The sequence below is a fragment of the Sulfitobacter sp. TBRI5 genome, assembly GCF_051013555.1.
Classification (GTDB): Bacteria; Pseudomonadota; Alphaproteobacteria; order Rhodobacterales; family Rhodobacteraceae; genus JL08.
This window is the reverse complement of the sequence record NZ_CP112884.1, coordinates 1,006,068-1,021,690: the sequence shown is the minus strand read 5'-3', so window position 1 is coordinate 1,021,690 and position 15,623 is coordinate 1,006,068. Positions and strand designations below refer to the sequence as shown.

17 protein-coding genes and 1 pseudogene are annotated in these 15,623 nt (G+C 59.1%); 10 read left to right on the top strand and 8 right to left on the bottom strand.

The window, feature by feature from the left end:
• Window position 1 precedes the first annotated feature (1 nt).
• From OLX72_RS05320 to OLX72_RS05310, 3 genes are all read left to right on the top strand, one after another.
• Complete coding sequence (locus OLX72_RS05320) at window positions 2-565, top strand: DUF3833 family protein (protein ID WP_433989966.1); 564 nt, start codon at window positions 2-4, stop codon at window positions 563-565.
• Window positions 562-1,293 carry an SDR family NAD(P)-dependent oxidoreductase gene (locus OLX72_RS05315; protein ID WP_114868609.1) on the top strand — a complete coding sequence of 244 codons (732 nt, stop codon included), beginning with the start codon at window positions 562-564 and terminating at the stop codon, window positions 1,291-1,293. The genes OLX72_RS05320 and OLX72_RS05315 overlap by 4 nt, the downstream gene beginning before the upstream one ends.
• Before the next feature lie 66 nt (window positions 1,294-1,359).
• Window positions 1,360-1,680 carry a DUF3775 domain-containing protein gene (locus OLX72_RS05310; protein ID WP_433989965.1) on the top strand — a complete coding sequence of 107 codons (321 nt, stop codon included), beginning with the start codon at window positions 1,360-1,362 and terminating at the stop codon, window positions 1,678-1,680.
• A 5-nt stretch (window positions 1,681-1,685) separates the two neighbouring features.
• Here OLX72_RS05310 and OLX72_RS05305 read toward each other — a convergent pair whose 3' ends face one another.
• From OLX72_RS05305 to OLX72_RS05295, 3 genes are read right to left on the bottom strand one after another with little or no spacing between them, the layout of a single operon-like run.
• On the bottom strand, window positions 1,686-2,741 hold the full coding sequence (locus OLX72_RS05305) for a saccharopine dehydrogenase (RefSeq protein WP_433989964.1): 1,056 nt from the start codon (window positions 2,739-2,741) through the stop codon (window positions 1,686-1,688).
• 19 nt (window positions 2,742-2,760) lie between these two features.
• Window positions 2,761-3,375: a glutathione S-transferase family protein gene (locus OLX72_RS05300; RefSeq protein WP_433990435.1), complete on the bottom strand. Its 615-nt coding sequence runs from the start codon at window positions 3,373-3,375 to the stop codon at window positions 2,761-2,763.
• Between the two features lie 15 nt (window positions 3,376-3,390).
• Window positions 3,391-4,044: a histidine phosphatase family protein gene (locus tag OLX72_RS05295; RefSeq protein ID WP_114868612.1), complete on the bottom strand. Its 654-nt coding sequence runs from the start codon at window positions 4,042-4,044 to the stop codon at window positions 3,391-3,393.
• A 161-nt stretch (window positions 4,045-4,205) separates the two neighbouring features.
• On the opposite strand from OLX72_RS05295, the gene OLX72_RS05290 reads away from it, so the two are divergent.
• The 4 genes and pseudogenes from OLX72_RS05290 to OLX72_RS05275 all read left to right on the top strand — a co-directional run bounded on the left by OLX72_RS05290 (window position 4,206) and on the right by OLX72_RS05275 (window position 7,819).
• Window positions 4,206-4,493: a hypothetical protein gene (locus OLX72_RS05290; RefSeq protein ID WP_114868613.1), complete on the top strand. Its 288-nt coding sequence runs from the start codon at window positions 4,206-4,208 to the stop codon at window positions 4,491-4,493.
• Entirely contained in the window at window positions 4,490-5,692 is a 1,203-nt protein-coding gene (locus OLX72_RS05285; RefSeq protein ID WP_433989963.1) for a hydantoinase/carbamoylase family amidase, read from the top strand. Before OLX72_RS05290 ends, OLX72_RS05285 begins: the two co-directional genes overlap by 4 nt.
• A 218-nt stretch (window positions 5,693-5,910) precedes the next feature.
• A pseudogene (locus OLX72_RS05280) lies at window positions 5,911-6,867 on the top strand (acyltransferase family protein); the annotation flags it as partial.
• Window positions 6,868-7,378: 511 nt separating this feature from the next.
• Window positions 7,379-7,819 (top strand): SGNH hydrolase domain-containing protein, encoded by a 441-nt coding sequence (locus tag OLX72_RS05275; RefSeq protein ID WP_433990434.1) that lies wholly within the window; start codon window positions 7,379-7,381, stop codon window positions 7,817-7,819.
• A 109-nt stretch (window positions 7,820-7,928) separates the two neighbouring features.
• On the opposite strand, the gene OLX72_RS05270 is transcribed toward OLX72_RS05275, so the two are convergent.
• The 3 genes from OLX72_RS05270 to OLX72_RS05260 all read right to left on the bottom strand — a co-directional run bounded on the left by OLX72_RS05270 (window position 7,929) and on the right by OLX72_RS05260 (window position 10,068).
• Window positions 7,929-8,315 carry an ectoine synthase gene (locus OLX72_RS05270; RefSeq protein WP_114868616.1) on the bottom strand — a complete coding sequence of 129 codons (387 nt, stop codon included), beginning with the start codon at window positions 8,313-8,315 and terminating at the stop codon, window positions 7,929-7,931.
• 175 nt (window positions 8,316-8,490) lie between these two features.
• The gene (locus tag OLX72_RS05265) at window positions 8,491-9,366 is read right to left on the bottom strand and encodes a hypothetical protein (protein WP_433989962.1); all 876 of its coding nucleotides are present in this window, start codon (window positions 9,364-9,366) and stop codon (window positions 8,491-8,493) included.
• Window positions 9,367-9,510: 144 nt separating this feature from the next.
• Window positions 9,511-10,068 (bottom strand): TetR/AcrR family transcriptional regulator, encoded by a 558-nt coding sequence (locus tag OLX72_RS05260; protein ID WP_114868618.1) that lies wholly within the window; start codon window positions 10,066-10,068, stop codon window positions 9,511-9,513.
• 426 nt (window positions 10,069-10,494) lie between these two features.
• On the opposite strand from OLX72_RS05260, the gene OLX72_RS05255 reads away from it, so the two are divergent.
• The 3 genes from OLX72_RS05255 (at window position 10,495) to OLX72_RS05245 (ending at window position 13,054) form a co-directional block, all read left to right on the top strand.
• Complete coding sequence (locus OLX72_RS05255) at window positions 10,495-11,127, top strand: pyridoxamine 5'-phosphate oxidase family protein (RefSeq protein ID WP_114868619.1); 633 nt, start codon at window positions 10,495-10,497, stop codon at window positions 11,125-11,127.
• 28 nt (window positions 11,128-11,155) lie between these two features.
• Complete coding sequence (locus OLX72_RS05250; protein WP_254684677.1) at window positions 11,156-12,118, top strand: alpha/beta fold hydrolase; 963 nt, start codon at window positions 11,156-11,158, stop codon at window positions 12,116-12,118.
• Between the two features lie 93 nt (window positions 12,119-12,211).
• Complete coding sequence (locus OLX72_RS05245) at window positions 12,212-13,054, top strand: PhzF family phenazine biosynthesis protein (protein WP_433989961.1); 843 nt, start codon at window positions 12,212-12,214, stop codon at window positions 13,052-13,054.
• A gap of 126 nt (window positions 13,055-13,180) precedes the next feature.
• On the opposite strand, the gene OLX72_RS05240 is transcribed toward OLX72_RS05245, so the two are convergent.
• Window positions 13,181-14,386 (bottom strand): acyl-CoA dehydrogenase family protein, encoded by a 1,206-nt coding sequence (locus OLX72_RS05240; RefSeq protein ID WP_433989960.1) that lies wholly within the window; start codon window positions 14,384-14,386, stop codon window positions 13,181-13,183.
• A 193-nt stretch (window positions 14,387-14,579) separates the two neighbouring features.
• A complete protein-coding gene (locus OLX72_RS05235; protein ID WP_114872035.1) occupies window positions 14,580-15,599 on the bottom strand; it encodes an AraC family transcriptional regulator in 1,020 nt (339 codons plus the stop codon).
• Window positions 15,600-15,623: the final 24 nt, after the last annotated feature.

Sequence of the window (15,623 nt, the reverse complement as noted above, 5' to 3'; positions counted from 1 at the left end):
TATGGAACCGTTTTTCTTTGTGATGCTGGGTGTTGTACTGGTTCTGGGCCTGATCCTGCTTCAGCGCAGGTATATGGGCTTTACTGCCCAACAACCCGCTGATTACGTAACGGGCCAGCCCCAGTTCGATATCCGCCACCACCTGAATGGCCCGATTGTCTGCGAAGGTGTCATTTTTGGCCCGACCGGGCGTGTCACGTCGCGGTTCGTCGGCGACTTTGATGCCAAATGGAATGGCAACACCGGCGTGATGAAAGAACATTTCGCCTATGACAGCGGCACCCATCAGGATCGCGAATGGCATTTGCAGATTGGCAATGACGGGCGCATCAAGGCCACGGCACCGGATGTGGTGGGCGAAGGCACCGGCTGGCAAAGCGGGTCATCCGTGCAGTTGAAATACCGCATCCGCCTGCCGGAAAGCGCCGGCGGCCACGTTCTGGACACGGTCGACTGGATGTATCTGGCCCCCAATGGAACCATCGTGAACCGTAGTCAGTTTCGTAAATACGGGATCAAGGTGGCCGAACTGGTGGCCACCATGCGCCAAAAGGAGGCCGCATGACGGACTGGAACGGAAAACGCTACTGGCTGGTGGGGGCCAGCGATGGTCTGGGCGCAGCCCTTGCCCATGTGCTTAGCAAATCCGGGGTCGAGGTGATTGTATCCGCCCGATCCGAAGACCGGTTAAAGGAACTGGTGGCCGACCTGCCCGGCCCCGCTTCCTATCAGACGGTAGATGTGTCTGACACCGGCAGCGTCACCGCCGCCGCGCAGGCCATCGGGCCGGTTGATGGCGTGGTGTTTCTGGCCGGTGTCTACTGGCCGATGAAGGCAACGGAATGGGATGCCGAACAGGCCACGGCAATGGCCGATGTCAATTTCACCGGTCTGGTGCGGGTGATGGGGGCCGTGGTGCCCGACATGGTGGCGCGCAATGCCGGCCATATCGTGATCACCGGAAGCCTGTCGGGGTTCCGTGGCCTGCCCGGCGCAATCGGATATGCTGCGTCCAAGGCGGGCACCATGGCCCTGGCCGAAAGCATGTATGCCGATCTGCGCAAGACCGGCGTTAGGGTGCAGGTGGCCAACCCCGGTTTCATCAAGACCCGCCTGACCGAAAAAAACGATTTCACCATGCCGTTCATCATGGAACCGGACGCCGCCGCGCAGGAAATGTTCGACCATATGAATGCCGATCATTTCAAGAAAAGCTTTCCGCGCGTGTTTTCCTGGCTGTTCCGGCTAAGCCAGTTCATGCCCGACTGGATGTACTACCGCCTATTTGCGTGAGATCAAAGACGGCCCTGCCCAATCCGGTGTCAACTGATCCGACACGTGCGAACAGGAGGGTCAGGCATGCTGGAAATTTCCACACGACAGGTGGCGCAGGTCATCCTGATGGGGCGAGAACTGGGTCGCGCCGAAGGTGAATTGCGGGGTCTGATCGACAGGCTGAGCGAAGACGCGCAGGCCGAGCTTGTAGCGCTCATGTGGATCGGGCGTGGCAGCTTTTTTGAACCCGAAGACCTGCCCGAAGCCATCAACACCGCCCGCCAGGAGGCGACAACCCCGACCGCTGATTACCTGATCGGCACACCGCACCTGTCCGAACATCTGGAAAACGGGCTGGATGCGCTGGGCATTTCCGCCACCGATGCCGAAGACGATCTGATGTAGAGGTTTCAGACGGCTTTGGTCTGCGCCAGAAAGGTTGCGTTGGCGCGGCCCCAGACGCCTGCGTCCAGATCATTCAGCGTTAACAAGGACGGCAGCAGTTGCGCGGCGTAATCCTGCGAACTTTCCACCGGCAGCATCGACGGCAGATTGTCGATCGCCGTGACATCGAGCGGCGGATCGTCATGCACCCGCAACGCCGGCGCGGCCCATGTGGTGATGCGGTCATAAACCTTGATCGGTGAAAAATCGCTGTCCGGATCACAGGCAATATCGCCGATCACGCGCAAACGTCGCGCCGCAGCACCCGTATCGGCGGGCACGAAAACCGGCGTGCCGGGCCGGGCCAGAATACAGTTGAAAAACAGATCGTGTTGCAACACCTCGGGGAATGGTCCGCCATGTGCGGTTTCGGCCATATCCCATTTTGTCGCCGCCACGCCCACCGCTTCGCACAGATCAAACACGCCCGTGCCAACGCGCCCCAGCGCCCCGATGATCAGCGCATCGGGCCGCGCCTGTCCCGTACTGTCCAGATCGCGCGCCAGATCGGTGCGCAAGGCCTGCGCGCTTTCATAAACCCCGACCGGTCCTGCAATACCGCCGCGCTGCTGTGCGGCCCAGCATTTCAGCGCCACGGCTGCCCCTGCATACCCCGCCCAATAACCAAACGCCGCAACGCGCCGACCGTCGGGATCAACCAGATATTCAAGGTCATACAATGTACCGCCGCCCGCCTTGAACCGTTTCAGCAGTACCTGCCCCGCAGGCTGGCCCTTGTAGGCATGCCCGAACAGGATATGCCGGTGCACCAGCGGCGTGCCATCTTCGGGCAATTCCTTCAGTCCGAAAATGATCGCATCGCGCGGCGCGTCAGGCCAGCTGTTCTGCGGCGCAATGGTGCATCCGGCGGCGCGGTAGCCCTCAATTCCGATCGCGCGGTCGGTGCTGTCTTCGATCGTCACCGTGATGCCTGCGGCCTGCAATTGCGCGGCCCCGTCCGGCGTCAACCCGACCCGTTGTTCGTTGGCGCGCTGTTCGGCCCGTACCCAAAGATGCGTCATGTGTCTGCCCTTGCCATGTTCAGAAAAACCCGTCGCTTTGCGCCTTTTGCACCGATGCACGGGCCTGCATTCGCTGCTGATAGGCATGCAGGTGCGGAAAATCGGCGATATCCACCCCGTCCGAAGGCAACCATGTGGTCACGGTATAGAAATACGCGTCCGCCAGCGTGAACTGATTGCCCAGAACAAACGGGCCCTGCACCACCTCGTCTTCGAAATAGCGGCAGTTGGCGGTGATGTTTTCCGTGACCTTCGATTTCAGATCGTCAAAGCTGCTTTGCTGATACGCCCAGCGTGCGCCGCGCCCGCCCATCGCATGATTGATGTGCCATGTGCTGGCCAGATAGGTCATCACGCTGCGCATCTGCGCGGCCTGAAACGGATCATCGGGCACCAGCCGCGCTTTGGGGTAGAGCGCTGCGACATAGTCCAGCAAGGCGCTGGTTTCCGTCAGTACACCCCGGTCCGTGATCAGGGCGGGCACACGACCCTTGGGATTGACCTTGTGATAACCCGGTTTGGTCTGGTCGCTGCTGGCGAAATCTATCTTGACCGTTTCATAGGGCGCGCCCACCTCGTTCAGGGCAATTGCCACGGCGGCAGATACGGTTCTGGGGGCGTAATAAAGCGTCAGCATAAAGCACCTTTGTCAGATATGGGTCTGGGCCGCGCGCCGGTCGGCACGATCCAGATGCGGCACCGCATTGAACAGCACCGGCGACCAGTGGCCGCCAATCGGGAACAGCCGGTGCATCGAGGTGTGCATGATCGCCAGTGCCATGCGTGACATCGCCGGAATATCCAGCCCCATCGCCTGCCGCATTGCCATCGAGATCAAGCCGCCCGATGTAACAACCAACGCTGGCCCGTCACCTTCGCTGATATCCAGCAGGGCCGCTTGCACACGCTCTTCGAACGCCTGAAAGGTTTCGGGTGCATCGCCGATATGGCCGTCTTTCCAGCGTCCGAACAAATCCGGCAAATGGTTGGTGAATGTACCGGCTTCGGCTGGAAAGGGCACACCGTGCTGGGCTTCCATCAGTTTGGCCAGCGTGAAATATTCCAACTCGTTCAGCCGCGCATCGCGGATCGGTTTCAATCCGGTCTGCATTGCATCCGCCGTTTCGATATGGCGCGTCAGCGTGCCGGTATAGAGCCGCGTATGGTGCTGGTGCGTGTCCTTCAGATGTGCGCCCAGCCACGCCGCCTGTTCGTGGCCCAGCGGGCTTAACCGGTCATAACTTAACTCGTCGCGGGCGGCGGAATTGGCCTGACCATGCCGGATCAGCGTGATGTGGGACATAAGGCGTTTCTCCTGTTGCTCTGTCTTAGGACAGGCACGGGGCAGGGGAAAGACCCAACTGGGCCGGCAGGCGGTGCAAACTCGCAGGATACATTGAAACCCGCGTAGTACCGCGCTAACGAAGTGGGCTAACGTGAAACCGCGATGGAGTCGCTTGCATAATGTTTACGAAGTTGGGCCGCATTCTGGCTGTAATGGCCGTTCTTTGGGGCGTTATGCGAATTGCAATGGCAGTTGCCGTCCTGATGTCCGATGACCCTTCTTGGGCGACCGTAAGATATCTGGGTACCAAAACCACCGGTCAAGTGATCGACCAAGGTTTGTACACAATCATTTTTGGTATTCTGGTAGGTGTTTTGACTGACATCAGCAAATCGCTATTTTCCATCCGCGACGCCAAGTTGAACCTAGTTGGGAACCAAGCCACCGAACTGGAACAGACCCCATGATCAACCCAGACCGTTTTTTGGCAGACCTTCATCACCTGCGCAGTTTTGGTGCGGCCGGGGTTGGAAACGGGGTGATCCGCCCGGCCTTCAGCGCACCTGACATCGCTGCGCGCCACTGGCTGGCGCAGCGGATGCAGGATGCGGGGTTGCAGGCGCATATCGATCCGGCAGGCAATGTGTTCGGGCTGGCCGAAGAAAAATCCCTGCTGATGGGCTCGCATTCCGACAGCCAGCCGACCGGCGGTTGGCTGGATGGCGCGCTGGGAGTGATCGCTGCGCTTGAGATTGCGCGCGCTGCGCAGGAACAGGATGGCCCGCCGGTATCGGCTGTCAGTTTTCAGGATGAAGAAGGGCGCTTTGGCACCTGCACCGGCAGCATGGTGTGGGCGGGCGCGATGCCCCTGCACGAGGCCGACACTGTCACTGATCGTGACGGCATATCCTTTGCACAGGCCCGCGCCGCGATGCAGGGCAAGGCCGATACGTTCATCGCACCCGACCGGTTTTCCGGCTTTGTCGAACTGCATATCGAACAGGGCCCGACGCTGGATGCCGCTGGCGAACAGATTGGCGTTGTCACCGACATTGTCGGCATCCGGCAAAACCATATCACCTTTGAAGGCCAGCAGAACCACGCCGGCACCACGCCAATGGCGGCGCGGCGCGATGCGTTTCAGGCGGTGTCTGCGTTCAACACCCTGCTGAACGACCGTTTGCGCAATATCGTCACCCCTCAAACCGTCTGGACGATCGGCCATGTCAGCCTGACGCCCAATGCCCCGTCCATCGTGCCGGGCAAGGCGGTGTTTTCCATGCAGTGGCGCGATGGCGATCTGGATCGGCTGGACCGGATGGAAGAGGTGATCAACGAAGTTGCAACGCAGATCGCATCAGATTTCGGCATGGCAATGACCAATGTGCCGCGTCCCGCCATGGTGCCTGTCGCGATGGACAAGACCCTGCGTACCGCGCTGGAAAACGGCGCCATCGCGATCGCACCGGGGCGCTGGCGCACCATGCCGTCGGGCGCGCTGCATGACGCGACCAACGTGTCCTCTGTGCTGCCCGCCGCTATGCTGTTTGTTCCGTCTATCAACGGCATCAGCCACGCGTTCGAAGAAGACACGCACGAAGCCGATCTGATCGCCGGTCTGCAAGTTCTGGATCATGCGGTACAGGCACTGGGCGCAAGGTTGTGAATTCGGTGATGCCGGACATCCGCGCCCCGCACCATTGCACATAAGACTTCGGTGGCTTGTGTCATGGGTGCAAAAACACAATAAGGTCAATCCAGACAGCGCAAGACCGAAGAACCCCGCAGTTGCGTTTTCAGAAGGGTTCGGGCGGGGCAGCGCGCGCACAAATGACAGGTATCGGTAGCGGGTGCGCCCGGATCCGGTGAACAGGGACAAGCCGAGTGTTCAGAACGGATATCGAAGGTCTTCGCGGCGTCGCGGTTCTTGCGGTTGTGGTACACCACATGAACGCATCTGCGCTGCCACATGGCTATCTGGGCGTCGATATCTTCTTTGTGATTTCGGGCTACGTGATCACCGCATCCATCGCGTCATGGCCGTGGACAGATTTCGGGGCATCTGCGGCCCGCTTTTTCGGCCGCCGTTTCAAGCGGCTTGCGCCTGCCCTTGTCGTTTGCCTTGGTGTCACCACGGCGCTCAACTCTCTCGTTATTCAGGATATGGGCAGCTACATCGAAACCGGCTATTGGGCCGCGTTCGGTGCATCGAACATTTTCCTTTATCTGCAACAGGCCGACTATTTCGGAGCGTCGGTAGAACTGAACCCGTTTACCCACACATGGTCATTGGGCGTGGAAGAACAGTTTTATCTGTTGTTTCCCGTGCTGGCATGGCTTGCGCTGTCGCCGCGTTTCGGCGCAAGGCTGCACGCGGTTCTGTTGCCGGGCGCAATTCTTCTGACGGTCTGTTCGCTGGCGGCTTTTGTCTGGGGCACGCATTACGCACCTAATGCTGCATTCTATCTGCTTCCCTTTCGGGCGTGGGAACTGGCCATCGGGGCCGGTGTTTTCATTCTGAACGCGCGTTTTGGCCGAACCGCCCCGTCGTGGATGCCGTCAGTTGCGATACTGCTGGCGCTGGTCGCCGGTCTGGCGCTGCCGGCTGAAACGGACCGGTCAGTGCTGACCGCTTTGGCGGTCGGTTTTACCGCCCTGTTGCTGTGGGATACTCGACCCGGTGGTGGCATCACGCTGCTTCTGGCAAACCGTCCGATCCGCTATTTCGGGCGCATCTCGTATTCGCTGTACCTGTGGCACTGGCCTGTGGTTGTTTTCGCGAAATGGTCTGTCGGGATCACCCTTATCACTGCGCCGGTTCTGATCGTCATCATGCTGGCGCTGGCATCGGCGTCTTACCGCTTTGTCGAACAGCCGCTGCGCCATGCGGATTGGGGCGCCCGGCGCCGCACAGCCGCGCTCAAGGGATTGGCGGGATTTGTTGCCGGTCTGGTCATCCTGTCAGCTTTCGAAGGCGTTCTGAAAGAGCGGCTTTACATCGGCGATCCCGCCCCGCTGGAGCATCGCGGCTCGGAAAGTCTGCTGATCCCGCTGGCGGACGGGAACGGAAACACCTGGCAAGGCGCGCCCTGCGTTATTGATACGGAAAGCCGCGTTGGCCAGCCGATCCGGATCGAAGATTGTACGTTCGGTGCGTTCCCGACAGCACAGCGCCGGGTGCTGGTGCTGGGAAATTCGTTCACTGCCGCCTTTTCGGGCACGTTTCAAAGGATCGCGGAGGCCGAGGATATGGCGATCACGCTCACGTCGTCCTGGGGCTCGCCCGCTGTTGCGCCCCTTGATGATGAGTATGACGGGCCATGGATAAACGAAAACCGGTATTACTGGACAGATGTTGTGCCCGATCTTGTCGGCACCCTGCGTGCCGGTGACATCGTGTTTCTGGCCAGTGATCTGGCCTATATTTTTTTCCGTCAATGGCGCGCTGTCGCAGGATGCGCTGAACGATTACATCGCCGGAGTGAGCCACCTGTCCGCCGATCTGAATGCACGCGGAATAGGTCTGGCGATACTCGGCCCGATGCCGCTGGCTCGCGAAGCGAACTGCACCCCCGATACCGCCGTCAGCCAGTGGTTCGCCCCACAGGGCGGCCCCTGCCATTATTATTCAAGACAGGCCACGCTGGACCGTCTTGCCCCGCTGCAACAGGCACAGCGCGAACTGGCGCAGGACAGCGGCATAATCCTTGTGGACTTGTTTGATTTCTTCTGCCCGGGACAGATTTGTACCTATGGCAGTCGCGATACCATCGTTCTTTATCGCGATGAATGATCCCATCCGTCGCTGGAAGCCGCGCGTGCTGTTGCGCCGGATGTGTTCCGGCAACTCACCAGCCCCTAGCATCGTTTCTCACACACGGGCGTTGATCGCATCCACCCCGTCAGCCCGCTGCATAACTCCCGTCCGGCTGATGGACTTCATCGCCTTGCAGGGCCGGGGAAAATACGCAGATCAGGCGTACCGTTTCGTCACCGATCACGCGAACCTCGTGTTTGTCGTGGGCGTTCGGCGCATAAAGCACACCGGGCCTGATGCGATGCGTTACGCCGCTGTCTGTTTCGGTCACTTCCGCTTCGCCCGACAGGCAGTAGCAGGCTTCGATGTGGTTCTTATAATGAAGTTTCAGCACCGCGCCGGGCAGGATTTTGGTATCGGTCATGGAAAACCCCATGCCGTCGGATTTCACCAGCAGCCGCAAACTTTCCCACCCCGGTCCGCGCGCATCGCGCGGGGTGGATAGCAGGGCATTTCTATCAGCGATAATCATGTCGGTTCTCCGGCTAAAATGGTGCGGTCAGGGTGCACGGGACGCATAAAACCGCGCCATGCGCAGTCTAGGCCCAGCGCGAGTAAACCGCCAATTGAAAACCCCACATGTCGGGACATGCGCGCAGGTCACACAAGGAAGTACCGATCAAATCCGACCGGCTGCGAAAGGGTGTTTACCCGTCTTTTCCGTACCGCGCGCGCCGCAACCTGCGCCGCAGCCGAAAGCGCAGCCGCTGCCACGGGGTGTATTCGTCGGGAAACCGGTGAAGGTTTGCGGGCAGAAGCTGCAAACTTTTCGGACCATGTTGCATGCCGTGCCACAGCGCCTTGACGCGGCCGGTTGAAAGAATCTCTCCGTTGTATCCTGCAGAGACATAGCTGACGTGTTTGTCTTCTGAACGAAGCTGTTCAAGTGTCGGTTTGTCGTTGCCAATCACGGCGTCGGACAGGGCGGATTCGACGAAGATCAGGTTCACGTCTGTCGCAGCGACCAGGTCATAACCCTTCTGCCCGGCAAGATCGCAAAGGGCGCGTGCGCTGTTGCCATGACGGATCGAGAAATCGGCGGGCTGTACATAAGAAACGCAGTTCGGAATCGTGGGGTTGAACTCGATACAGACGATCTTGGGCCGATAGGTTTCGATTGAATTCCAGACGTGCCAGTCACAGCTGTCGATGTCGATCGAAAGTACGTCAAAATCCTGCGGGATCGGTGTTTCCGCCAGAATGGTTTCCAGCCGTCCTTCGCCGGACAGCGACACCCAGCGGCAGAACTTGAGCACACGGTCCTCGGGTAAATTGCGCTGCAGTTCCTTGAAACGGTCCGCGTCTCCTTCGACAAGGACTGCGGAATAGCCGTTTTCACGGATCAGTTTGCAGGTGTTGGAAAGATAAACGCCATCCCACGCGCCAAACTCGACGCACCATTTATTAAGCGCGGTTGATCGTGAAATCCGCGACAGGCACTCTTCGAGTATCCCGTCTTCACCATATTGCGAATAGGTGTTGCTGCCGAACTCGGACAAGGCTTTTTCGACGGTCGCATTCATGTTCTGGGCCTCCGGTTTCGAACGGGTTTTTCCTATACGCGAAACCGGACAATATCAAATTCCGTGTCCCGGCTGATGGACGGGTTGCCGATGCGCGACGAAAACGGGCGAGTGATGGGCATTTGCGTATCGCGGCGTGCAGCCTCAATGCGCCTTGATGATCCTTGCGGCGATTTCTTTGGCTTCTTGGGCAGGGGCCGGATCATGGGACATGGCGGCGATCACGATCGCACCTTCCTTGAGGATCAGCAGTTGGCGCGCGATTGCCCGCGGGTTTGGCAGACCAGCGGATTTTGCCAGTGCCGCGAAATGATCGACAAGAAGTTCCTTGTGGGCATATGACTGTTTGTTGATGGCATCGTCCTTGTTCTGGTACTCGGCGCTGGCCTTGATGAACATGCAGCCCTGAAACCCGTCAGCGACAAACCATTCGCCCAGAACGTCAAACATGGCCAGCAACTGGCCCTCGGGCGTATCGGCAAGGTCTTCCATGCGGCGGAAGTACCAGTTTCGAAAGTTTTCATCCCGCAGGCGCAGCACCGCAAGGATCAGTTCTTCCTTGGTGCGAAAGTGTTTGTAGATCGACGTTTTCGACACGCCGGTTTCCTTCGCGACCAGATCCATGCCGGTTGCGTTGAACCCGTTCCGGTAAAACAGGGTCAACGCTCCGCGAATCAGGTCTGCGCGTTTGCTTTGGCTCATTCAGGCACCTTTGGCTTACTGATCTGTACATAACATTTCCCTTCACAGTCTCAAGAAGAATCACGTTTTACCGATGGTTTAGGCCGAGTTTTCGCCGCGTATAAGGAGGCGTGATGTCGGTTATCAAAAGCTTTTCCTTGAAAACATTAACCGACCAGTACATGTTGATGAGACATTAACCGATCTGTAAACCTTAGTGGAGAAACCTATGAACGTCTTGTCCCCACATTTTAAGACACGCTTGTCCTGCCTTGCTCTGGCCGCATCCATGGCCCTCAGTCTGGCCTCTGCCGCACTGGCGCTGGGCGGTGCGCCCGATCCCGGTTTTGACATGACCCTTGGCAACATCGCCCTGCTGGAGGCGCGCTGACCCCGCCCCACCGAACATCCGGGTCTGAAAGACCTGAACCTTTGAAGGAATAAACCATGGCTATTGCATTTGCAGACATCGCGTTCACCCCATCCGTCCTGCGCACTCAGGAACAGAACGGATCTGGTCGCTATGCCGGGTTCCTGTCCGAAACACGCAGTGGCGGCGACCGGTTGGGCGAAGGCGAACGCGCCTTTATCGAGGCGCGCGACGGCTTTTATCAGGCCACTGCTTCCTCGACCGGCTGGCCTTATGTCCAGTTCCGCGGCGGACCGGCGGGGTTTGTCAGGGTTCTTGATGACCAGACGATTGCCTATGCGGACCTGCGCGGGAACCGTCAGTATATTTCGACAGGAAACCTGTCTGACAACGATCGTGTTTCCCTGATCCTGATGGATTACCCGAACGCCCGGCGGCTCAAGATTTGGGGGCGGGCGGAAATCACCAACATGGACGCAGACGCCTTTGATCTCGCACCCGCCGGCACGCCCGCCGAACGGCTGGTCAAGATCAGCGTCAAGGCGTTTGACTGGAACTGCCCCCAACACATCCCCCGCCGCTTCACAAGCGAAGAGGCAGGCGACGAGATCGCGGCATTGCGCCGCGAAAACGAGGCCCTCAGGGCCGAAACCAGTGCTCTGCGCCGCTCTGTTCTGCGGTCAGAGTCCCCGCTGCCCAAAAGCCGCTGAACCGCGGCCCATGACAAGGATTGAACCCATGAAAAACCAGATGATCCACACCACGCTTGCCGCGTTTCTTGCCGGCGCTTCATTTTTGCCGGTCACCCTGCCAAATCTGGCAGCCGCAGCTGAAAGCCCCTTTGCGGTTCGCATGAACACAATGGAAATCGACGGGCTGACCATCGCCTATCGCGAAGCGGGCGATCCATCGAACCCGACTGTCCTGTTGCTGCACGGTTTCCCGACATCGTCGCATATGTTTCGCGAACTGATCCCTGAATTGGCCGGGAAATACCATGTCATCGCGCCGGATTATCCTGGCTTTGGTGCTTCTGATATGCCGGACGTGAAAGACTATGACTACAGTTTCGCAAATGCCGCCGATGTGGTTACCAAGCTGATCGAAGCCAGGGGGGTCACAGATTACGCGGTCTACCTGATGGATTACGGCGCGCCGGTGGGATACCGGATGTTCGCCGCAGATCCTGCGCGGGTCACCGGGTTTATCATCCAGAACGGAAATGCCTACGAAGAAGGTTTGCGCGAATTCTGGGATCCGATCAAAACCTATTGGGCAGAACCCAGCGCCGAAAACGGTGATGCCCTGCGCGCATTCCTGACCCTTGATGCCACGATCTGGCAGTTCACGCACGGTGTCGGGGATGTGTCCAAGGTCAACCCCGACAATTACTGGCACGTGCAGTACCTATTGGACCGTCCGGGAAATCAGGAAGTGCAGCTTGAGATGTTTCTTGATTACGGTACCAATGTTTCCGAATATCCGAAATGGCAGGCGCTGTTTCGGGAACACCAGCCGCCTGCATTGATTGTCTGGGGTCAGAACGATCATATCTTTCCGGCACAAGGCGCCCATCCCTACAAGCAGGACCTGACCGATGTGGAATTTCACCTGCTGGATACCGGTCACTTTGCGCTGGAGGAATACGGCGAAGTGATCGCGGACGAGATGACCGATTTTCTGGACCGTATCCACGACTGATCAGACCGGATTGCCGCGCCGTCCTGCTTCGGGCGTGGCAATCCCCGCCTCATGTAAAAGCCGGATCAGGCCGGCGCGTCGAAAGGACCCGTTATGTTTGAACCAGATATCCACCGCATTGCCGCTTTCTCGGACGGGACAAGGGGCGGAAACCCCGCCGGAGTTGTCGTTGCTGACACCATGCCGGATGCCGAACAGATGCAGCGCATTGCCGCCGAAGTTGGCTATTCCGAAACCGTATTCGCTGCGCCCAACAGGGACGGCTGGCACGTGCGCTACTTTTCCCCCTCGGCCGAAGTTGCCTTTTGCGGGCATGCAACCATCGCCCTTGGAAATGTCCTTGCCGATCAAAAAGGTGCCGGGGTTTTTCCTTTAACGCTCGGCACAGGGCAGATCACGGTTGAGGCGAAGCGCGACAAGGACGGCATGTCTGCCATCCTGACGTCGCCCCCGACAAAAAGTGGCAGGGCCGACCCCCGGCTTGTTACACAGGCGCTTGATCTATTCTCGCTCTCGCCCGGCGATCTTGATCCTTTCATTCCCGCCGGTCTTGCCAATGCGGGAAACGATCACCTGATCCTGCTTTTGAAAGACCGCCAGACCCTGTCGCGGATGCGCTATGATCTGGCAGAAGGGGCGGATTTGATGACGCAGCATGGCCTGACCACGATCAGCCTGCTTTGGGCTGAAACGCCCCGCCTGTTTCACAGCCGCAATGCCTTTGCCATCGGCGGCGTTCTGGAAGATCCGGCGACCGGTGCCGCCGCAGCGGCCCTGTCGGGCTATCTGCGCGATCTGGGGTGGCCTCATGGGGGATCGATTGACATTGTTCAGGGCGAAGATATGGGCGCGCGTTCGCTCTTGCACGCTGAAATCGGCCCGCAGGCGGGTGCGGGTATCCGGGTTTCGGGAACCACCCGCCTGATTGACGCCTAAGGGTATTCCCCTGTCCGGCCACCCCACCGCAAACAGCGCCAAGTCGCATGCGGTTGGGTGATTTGAACCGCGCGCGCTCTGTTGCAAAGGGCGCGCGCAGGACCGCCGGCGGCAGGCGTTTCCGGCTCAGGCTGCGTTTTGGTGCGCCTTTGGTGCGTCGGTTTCGCCAAACCCCTTTGGCACCGGCAGGTCGGGCAATGTGGCGGCGCGTTTTTGCAATGCGCGTCCGATCACAACGCGGCTGATCTCGGTTGTGCCGTCCACGATCCGCAACATCTGCGCAAGGCGCGACAAACGGTCCAGACCATAAGGCTGCAACAGGCCCATTCCGCCCAAGACCTGCGTGCAGGTGTTCGCGGCTTTCACGGCGGCATCCGGCACAAACCGTTTGGCGTGGGCGGCCATCAGCGGCCCCTCGGGCGTGCCCAGTGCCTCTGCCGCCCTGCGATAGAGCAGGCGTGACACTTCCAGATCGGTCGCAACTTCGCCCAGCATCCACTGGATGCCGTCAAGGTCTAGGTTCTTGCCCCCGAACATCTTGCGGTTCTTTGCATACGACAACGCCGTATCAAGCGCCGCCTGCATCAGCCCGCAACAGCCTGACGCGATCGACACCCTTGCGATATCAATCGCCATCAGCGATCCTTGCAGGCCCTGACCGACCGGCAGGATGATATTGTCTTCGCTGGCAACAACCTTGTTCATGTACATTTCGGACATCGGCAGAAAGTTGTAAGACGGCGTGTCATACATCGGGCCAAAGCTCAGCCCCTCGGCATCGGCGGGAATGGCGATCATCGCCATATCCTTGTGTCCGGGCGCATTGCTGGTCTTGACCACGGTAAAATAAACATCGGCCTCGGTGGCAAGGCTGACCCACGCCTTCGATCCGCTGATGGTCCACGTTCCATCGCCGTTGATCGTGGCGCGGGTGTACATCTGCATCGGGTCCGATCCCGACTGCGGTTCGGTCAGCGCGAAATTGGCCAGCTTGCGCCCCGATGTCAGATCACGCGCCCATTTTTCCTTGAACGCGTCGGTACCATAGCCGCAGCCGGCAAAGGTGCAGATATTATGCATCGACAGCGCAAAGGCATAAGCGCCATCGCCCAGACCCAGCTGTTCGTACACCTGAATGCCTTGCGACAGCGGCAGGCCCTGACCGCCGAACTCCTCAGGGGCATAAAGCCCGGTCAGACCGGCGGCCCCGGCCTTGTCCGATGCATCGCGGGGCCATTTTCTCGCGGCGTTCCACTGGTCGATATTGGGTTTGATCACCTGCTCTGCATGTTCGCGTGCGGCCTGTAGAATGCTGTCCAGTCTGGTTGTCATGGGGTGCCCTTTATCCGAAGTGCATTGTCCAATACTGCCGAAACGCATGGCAGCAGGATTACTGTCGCGGCGCGCGGTTTCATTGGAAAGTGCGTTGAATTTCAAATTATGAGAAGATTTTAGTCAGTCTACGCCGAATGCGAAATCTCATAGGCTGACAGATTATTGTCCGAAAGTGACAAAATAAAGCGATCTAGCCTTGTGTCTGCCGGTACGATCTGGGTGTGCCGCCAGTCCACCGGTGGAACGCACGGTGAAAGTTTGCTGCGGATGAAAACCCGACATCCTGCGCGATTTCCTCAATGCTTTTTCGCCCGGCTTGCAGATCGCGGATCGCGATGTCACGGCGCAACCCGTCTTTGATTGCCTGAAAGGATGTGCCATCCGCATCCAGCCGGCGCATCAGTGTGCGTGACGTCAGGTGCATGGCCCTTGCCGCGTCGGCCAGCGTACAATTGGTCCAGTCCGCCTGCGACAGGTAGGTGCGCACCCGCAGGGATTGCGTGTGTTCGCGCGAACTGGTGAAGATCCAGTCTCGGGGCGCGTTCTTCAGAAACTCATCCAGATCCGCCGCACTGCGCGCCTGCACCGGGCCAAATCGTGCGGGATCAAACGAGATTGATGTCGCCGCTGCGCCATACCGGACAGGTGAGGGGAAAATGATGGCATAGTCCGGCGCAAAATCCGGCCGCTCGAACGCAAAGGCGACGGCTTTCACCGGCACCTCGTAGCCCGCAAGCCAGGACAAAAGACCATGGGCCAGCTTCAGGATCAACATGTGCCCGAACCGCTGAACCGGTGCAGGCCCAATCTGTTTCAGCGTCAGTTCCAATCGGTCGTCCATATCGGTCAACTCGAACTGGTAATCGTCCAGTAGCAGGTTCCAGAATGTCGAAAACCGGTACAGCGCCGATGACAGCAACGTCGCCTCGCGCACCGATGTCAGCAGGTGTTGCAGCGCACGCGGGCGGATCGGTCGGCTCCACAATCCCATCATCTCGTCGCCGGTTTCGACAGCAGCCGACTGGTAGAGGCGCACAATCTGATCCAGCGTCACCCGACCGTTGGGCTGGCTCTGATCTGCAACCATGCCGGATTTCTGCAAAAGGGATGCCATCTGCGCATCCGTGTACAAGGACCGTAAAGCCGTCAGCCAGTCGTCGATAAACGTGCTGGAAACCGTTGAAAGGATGCTGGGTGCAACAGGGGTCATGGTGCGCATGTGGTTATCACCGCG

What these genes read in the sequence shown, in the direction of transcription:
- OLX72_RS05320 (WP_433989966.1), top strand. Translation starts at nt 2, where the DNA reads ATGGAACCGTTTTTCTTTGTGATGCTGGGTGTTGTACTGGTTCTGGGC.
- OLX72_RS05315 (WP_114868609.1), top strand. Translation starts at nt 562, where the DNA reads ATGACGGACTGGAACGGAAAACGCTACTGGCTGGTGGGGGCCAGCGAT.
- OLX72_RS05310 (WP_433989965.1), top strand. Translation starts at nt 1,360, where the DNA reads ATGCTGGAAATTTCCACACGACAGGTGGCGCAGGTCATCCTGATGGGG.
- OLX72_RS05305 (WP_433989964.1), bottom strand. Translation starts at nt 2,741, where the DNA reads ATGACGCATCTTTGGGTACGGGCCGAACAGCGCGCCAACGAACAACGG.
- OLX72_RS05295 (WP_114868612.1), bottom strand. Translation starts at nt 4,044, where the DNA reads ATGTCCCACATCACGCTGATCCGGCATGGTCAGGCCAATTCCGCCGCC.
- OLX72_RS05290 (WP_114868613.1), top strand. Translation starts at nt 4,206, where the DNA reads ATGTTTACGAAGTTGGGCCGCATTCTGGCTGTAATGGCCGTTCTTTGG.
- OLX72_RS05285 (WP_433989963.1), top strand. Translation starts at nt 4,490, where the DNA reads ATGATCAACCCAGACCGTTTTTTGGCAGACCTTCATCACCTGCGCAGT.
- OLX72_RS05275 (WP_433990434.1), top strand. Translation starts at nt 7,379, where the DNA reads ATGTTGTGCCCGATCTTGTCGGCACCCTGCGTGCCGGTGACATCGTGT.
- OLX72_RS05270 (WP_114868616.1), bottom strand. Translation starts at nt 8,315, where the DNA reads ATGATTATCGCTGATAGAAATGCCCTGCTATCCACCCCGCGCGATGCG.
- OLX72_RS05265 (WP_433989962.1), bottom strand. Translation starts at nt 9,366, where the DNA reads ATGAATGCGACCGTCGAAAAAGCCTTGTCCGAGTTCGGCAGCAACACC.
- OLX72_RS05260 (WP_114868618.1), bottom strand. Translation starts at nt 10,068, where the DNA reads ATGAGCCAAAGCAAACGCGCAGACCTGATTCGCGGAGCGTTGACCCTG.
- OLX72_RS05255 (WP_114868619.1), top strand. Translation starts at nt 10,495, where the DNA reads ATGGCTATTGCATTTGCAGACATCGCGTTCACCCCATCCGTCCTGCGC.
- OLX72_RS05250 (WP_254684677.1), top strand. Translation starts at nt 11,156, where the DNA reads ATGAAAAACCAGATGATCCACACCACGCTTGCCGCGTTTCTTGCCGGC.
- OLX72_RS05245 (WP_433989961.1), top strand. Translation starts at nt 12,212, where the DNA reads ATGTTTGAACCAGATATCCACCGCATTGCCGCTTTCTCGGACGGGACA.
- OLX72_RS05240 (WP_433989960.1), bottom strand. Translation starts at nt 14,386, where the DNA reads ATGACAACCAGACTGGACAGCATTCTACAGGCCGCACGCGAACATGCA.
- OLX72_RS05235 (WP_114872035.1), bottom strand. Translation starts at nt 15,599, where the DNA reads ATGACCCCTGTTGCACCCAGCATCCTTTCAACGGTTTCCAGCACGTTT.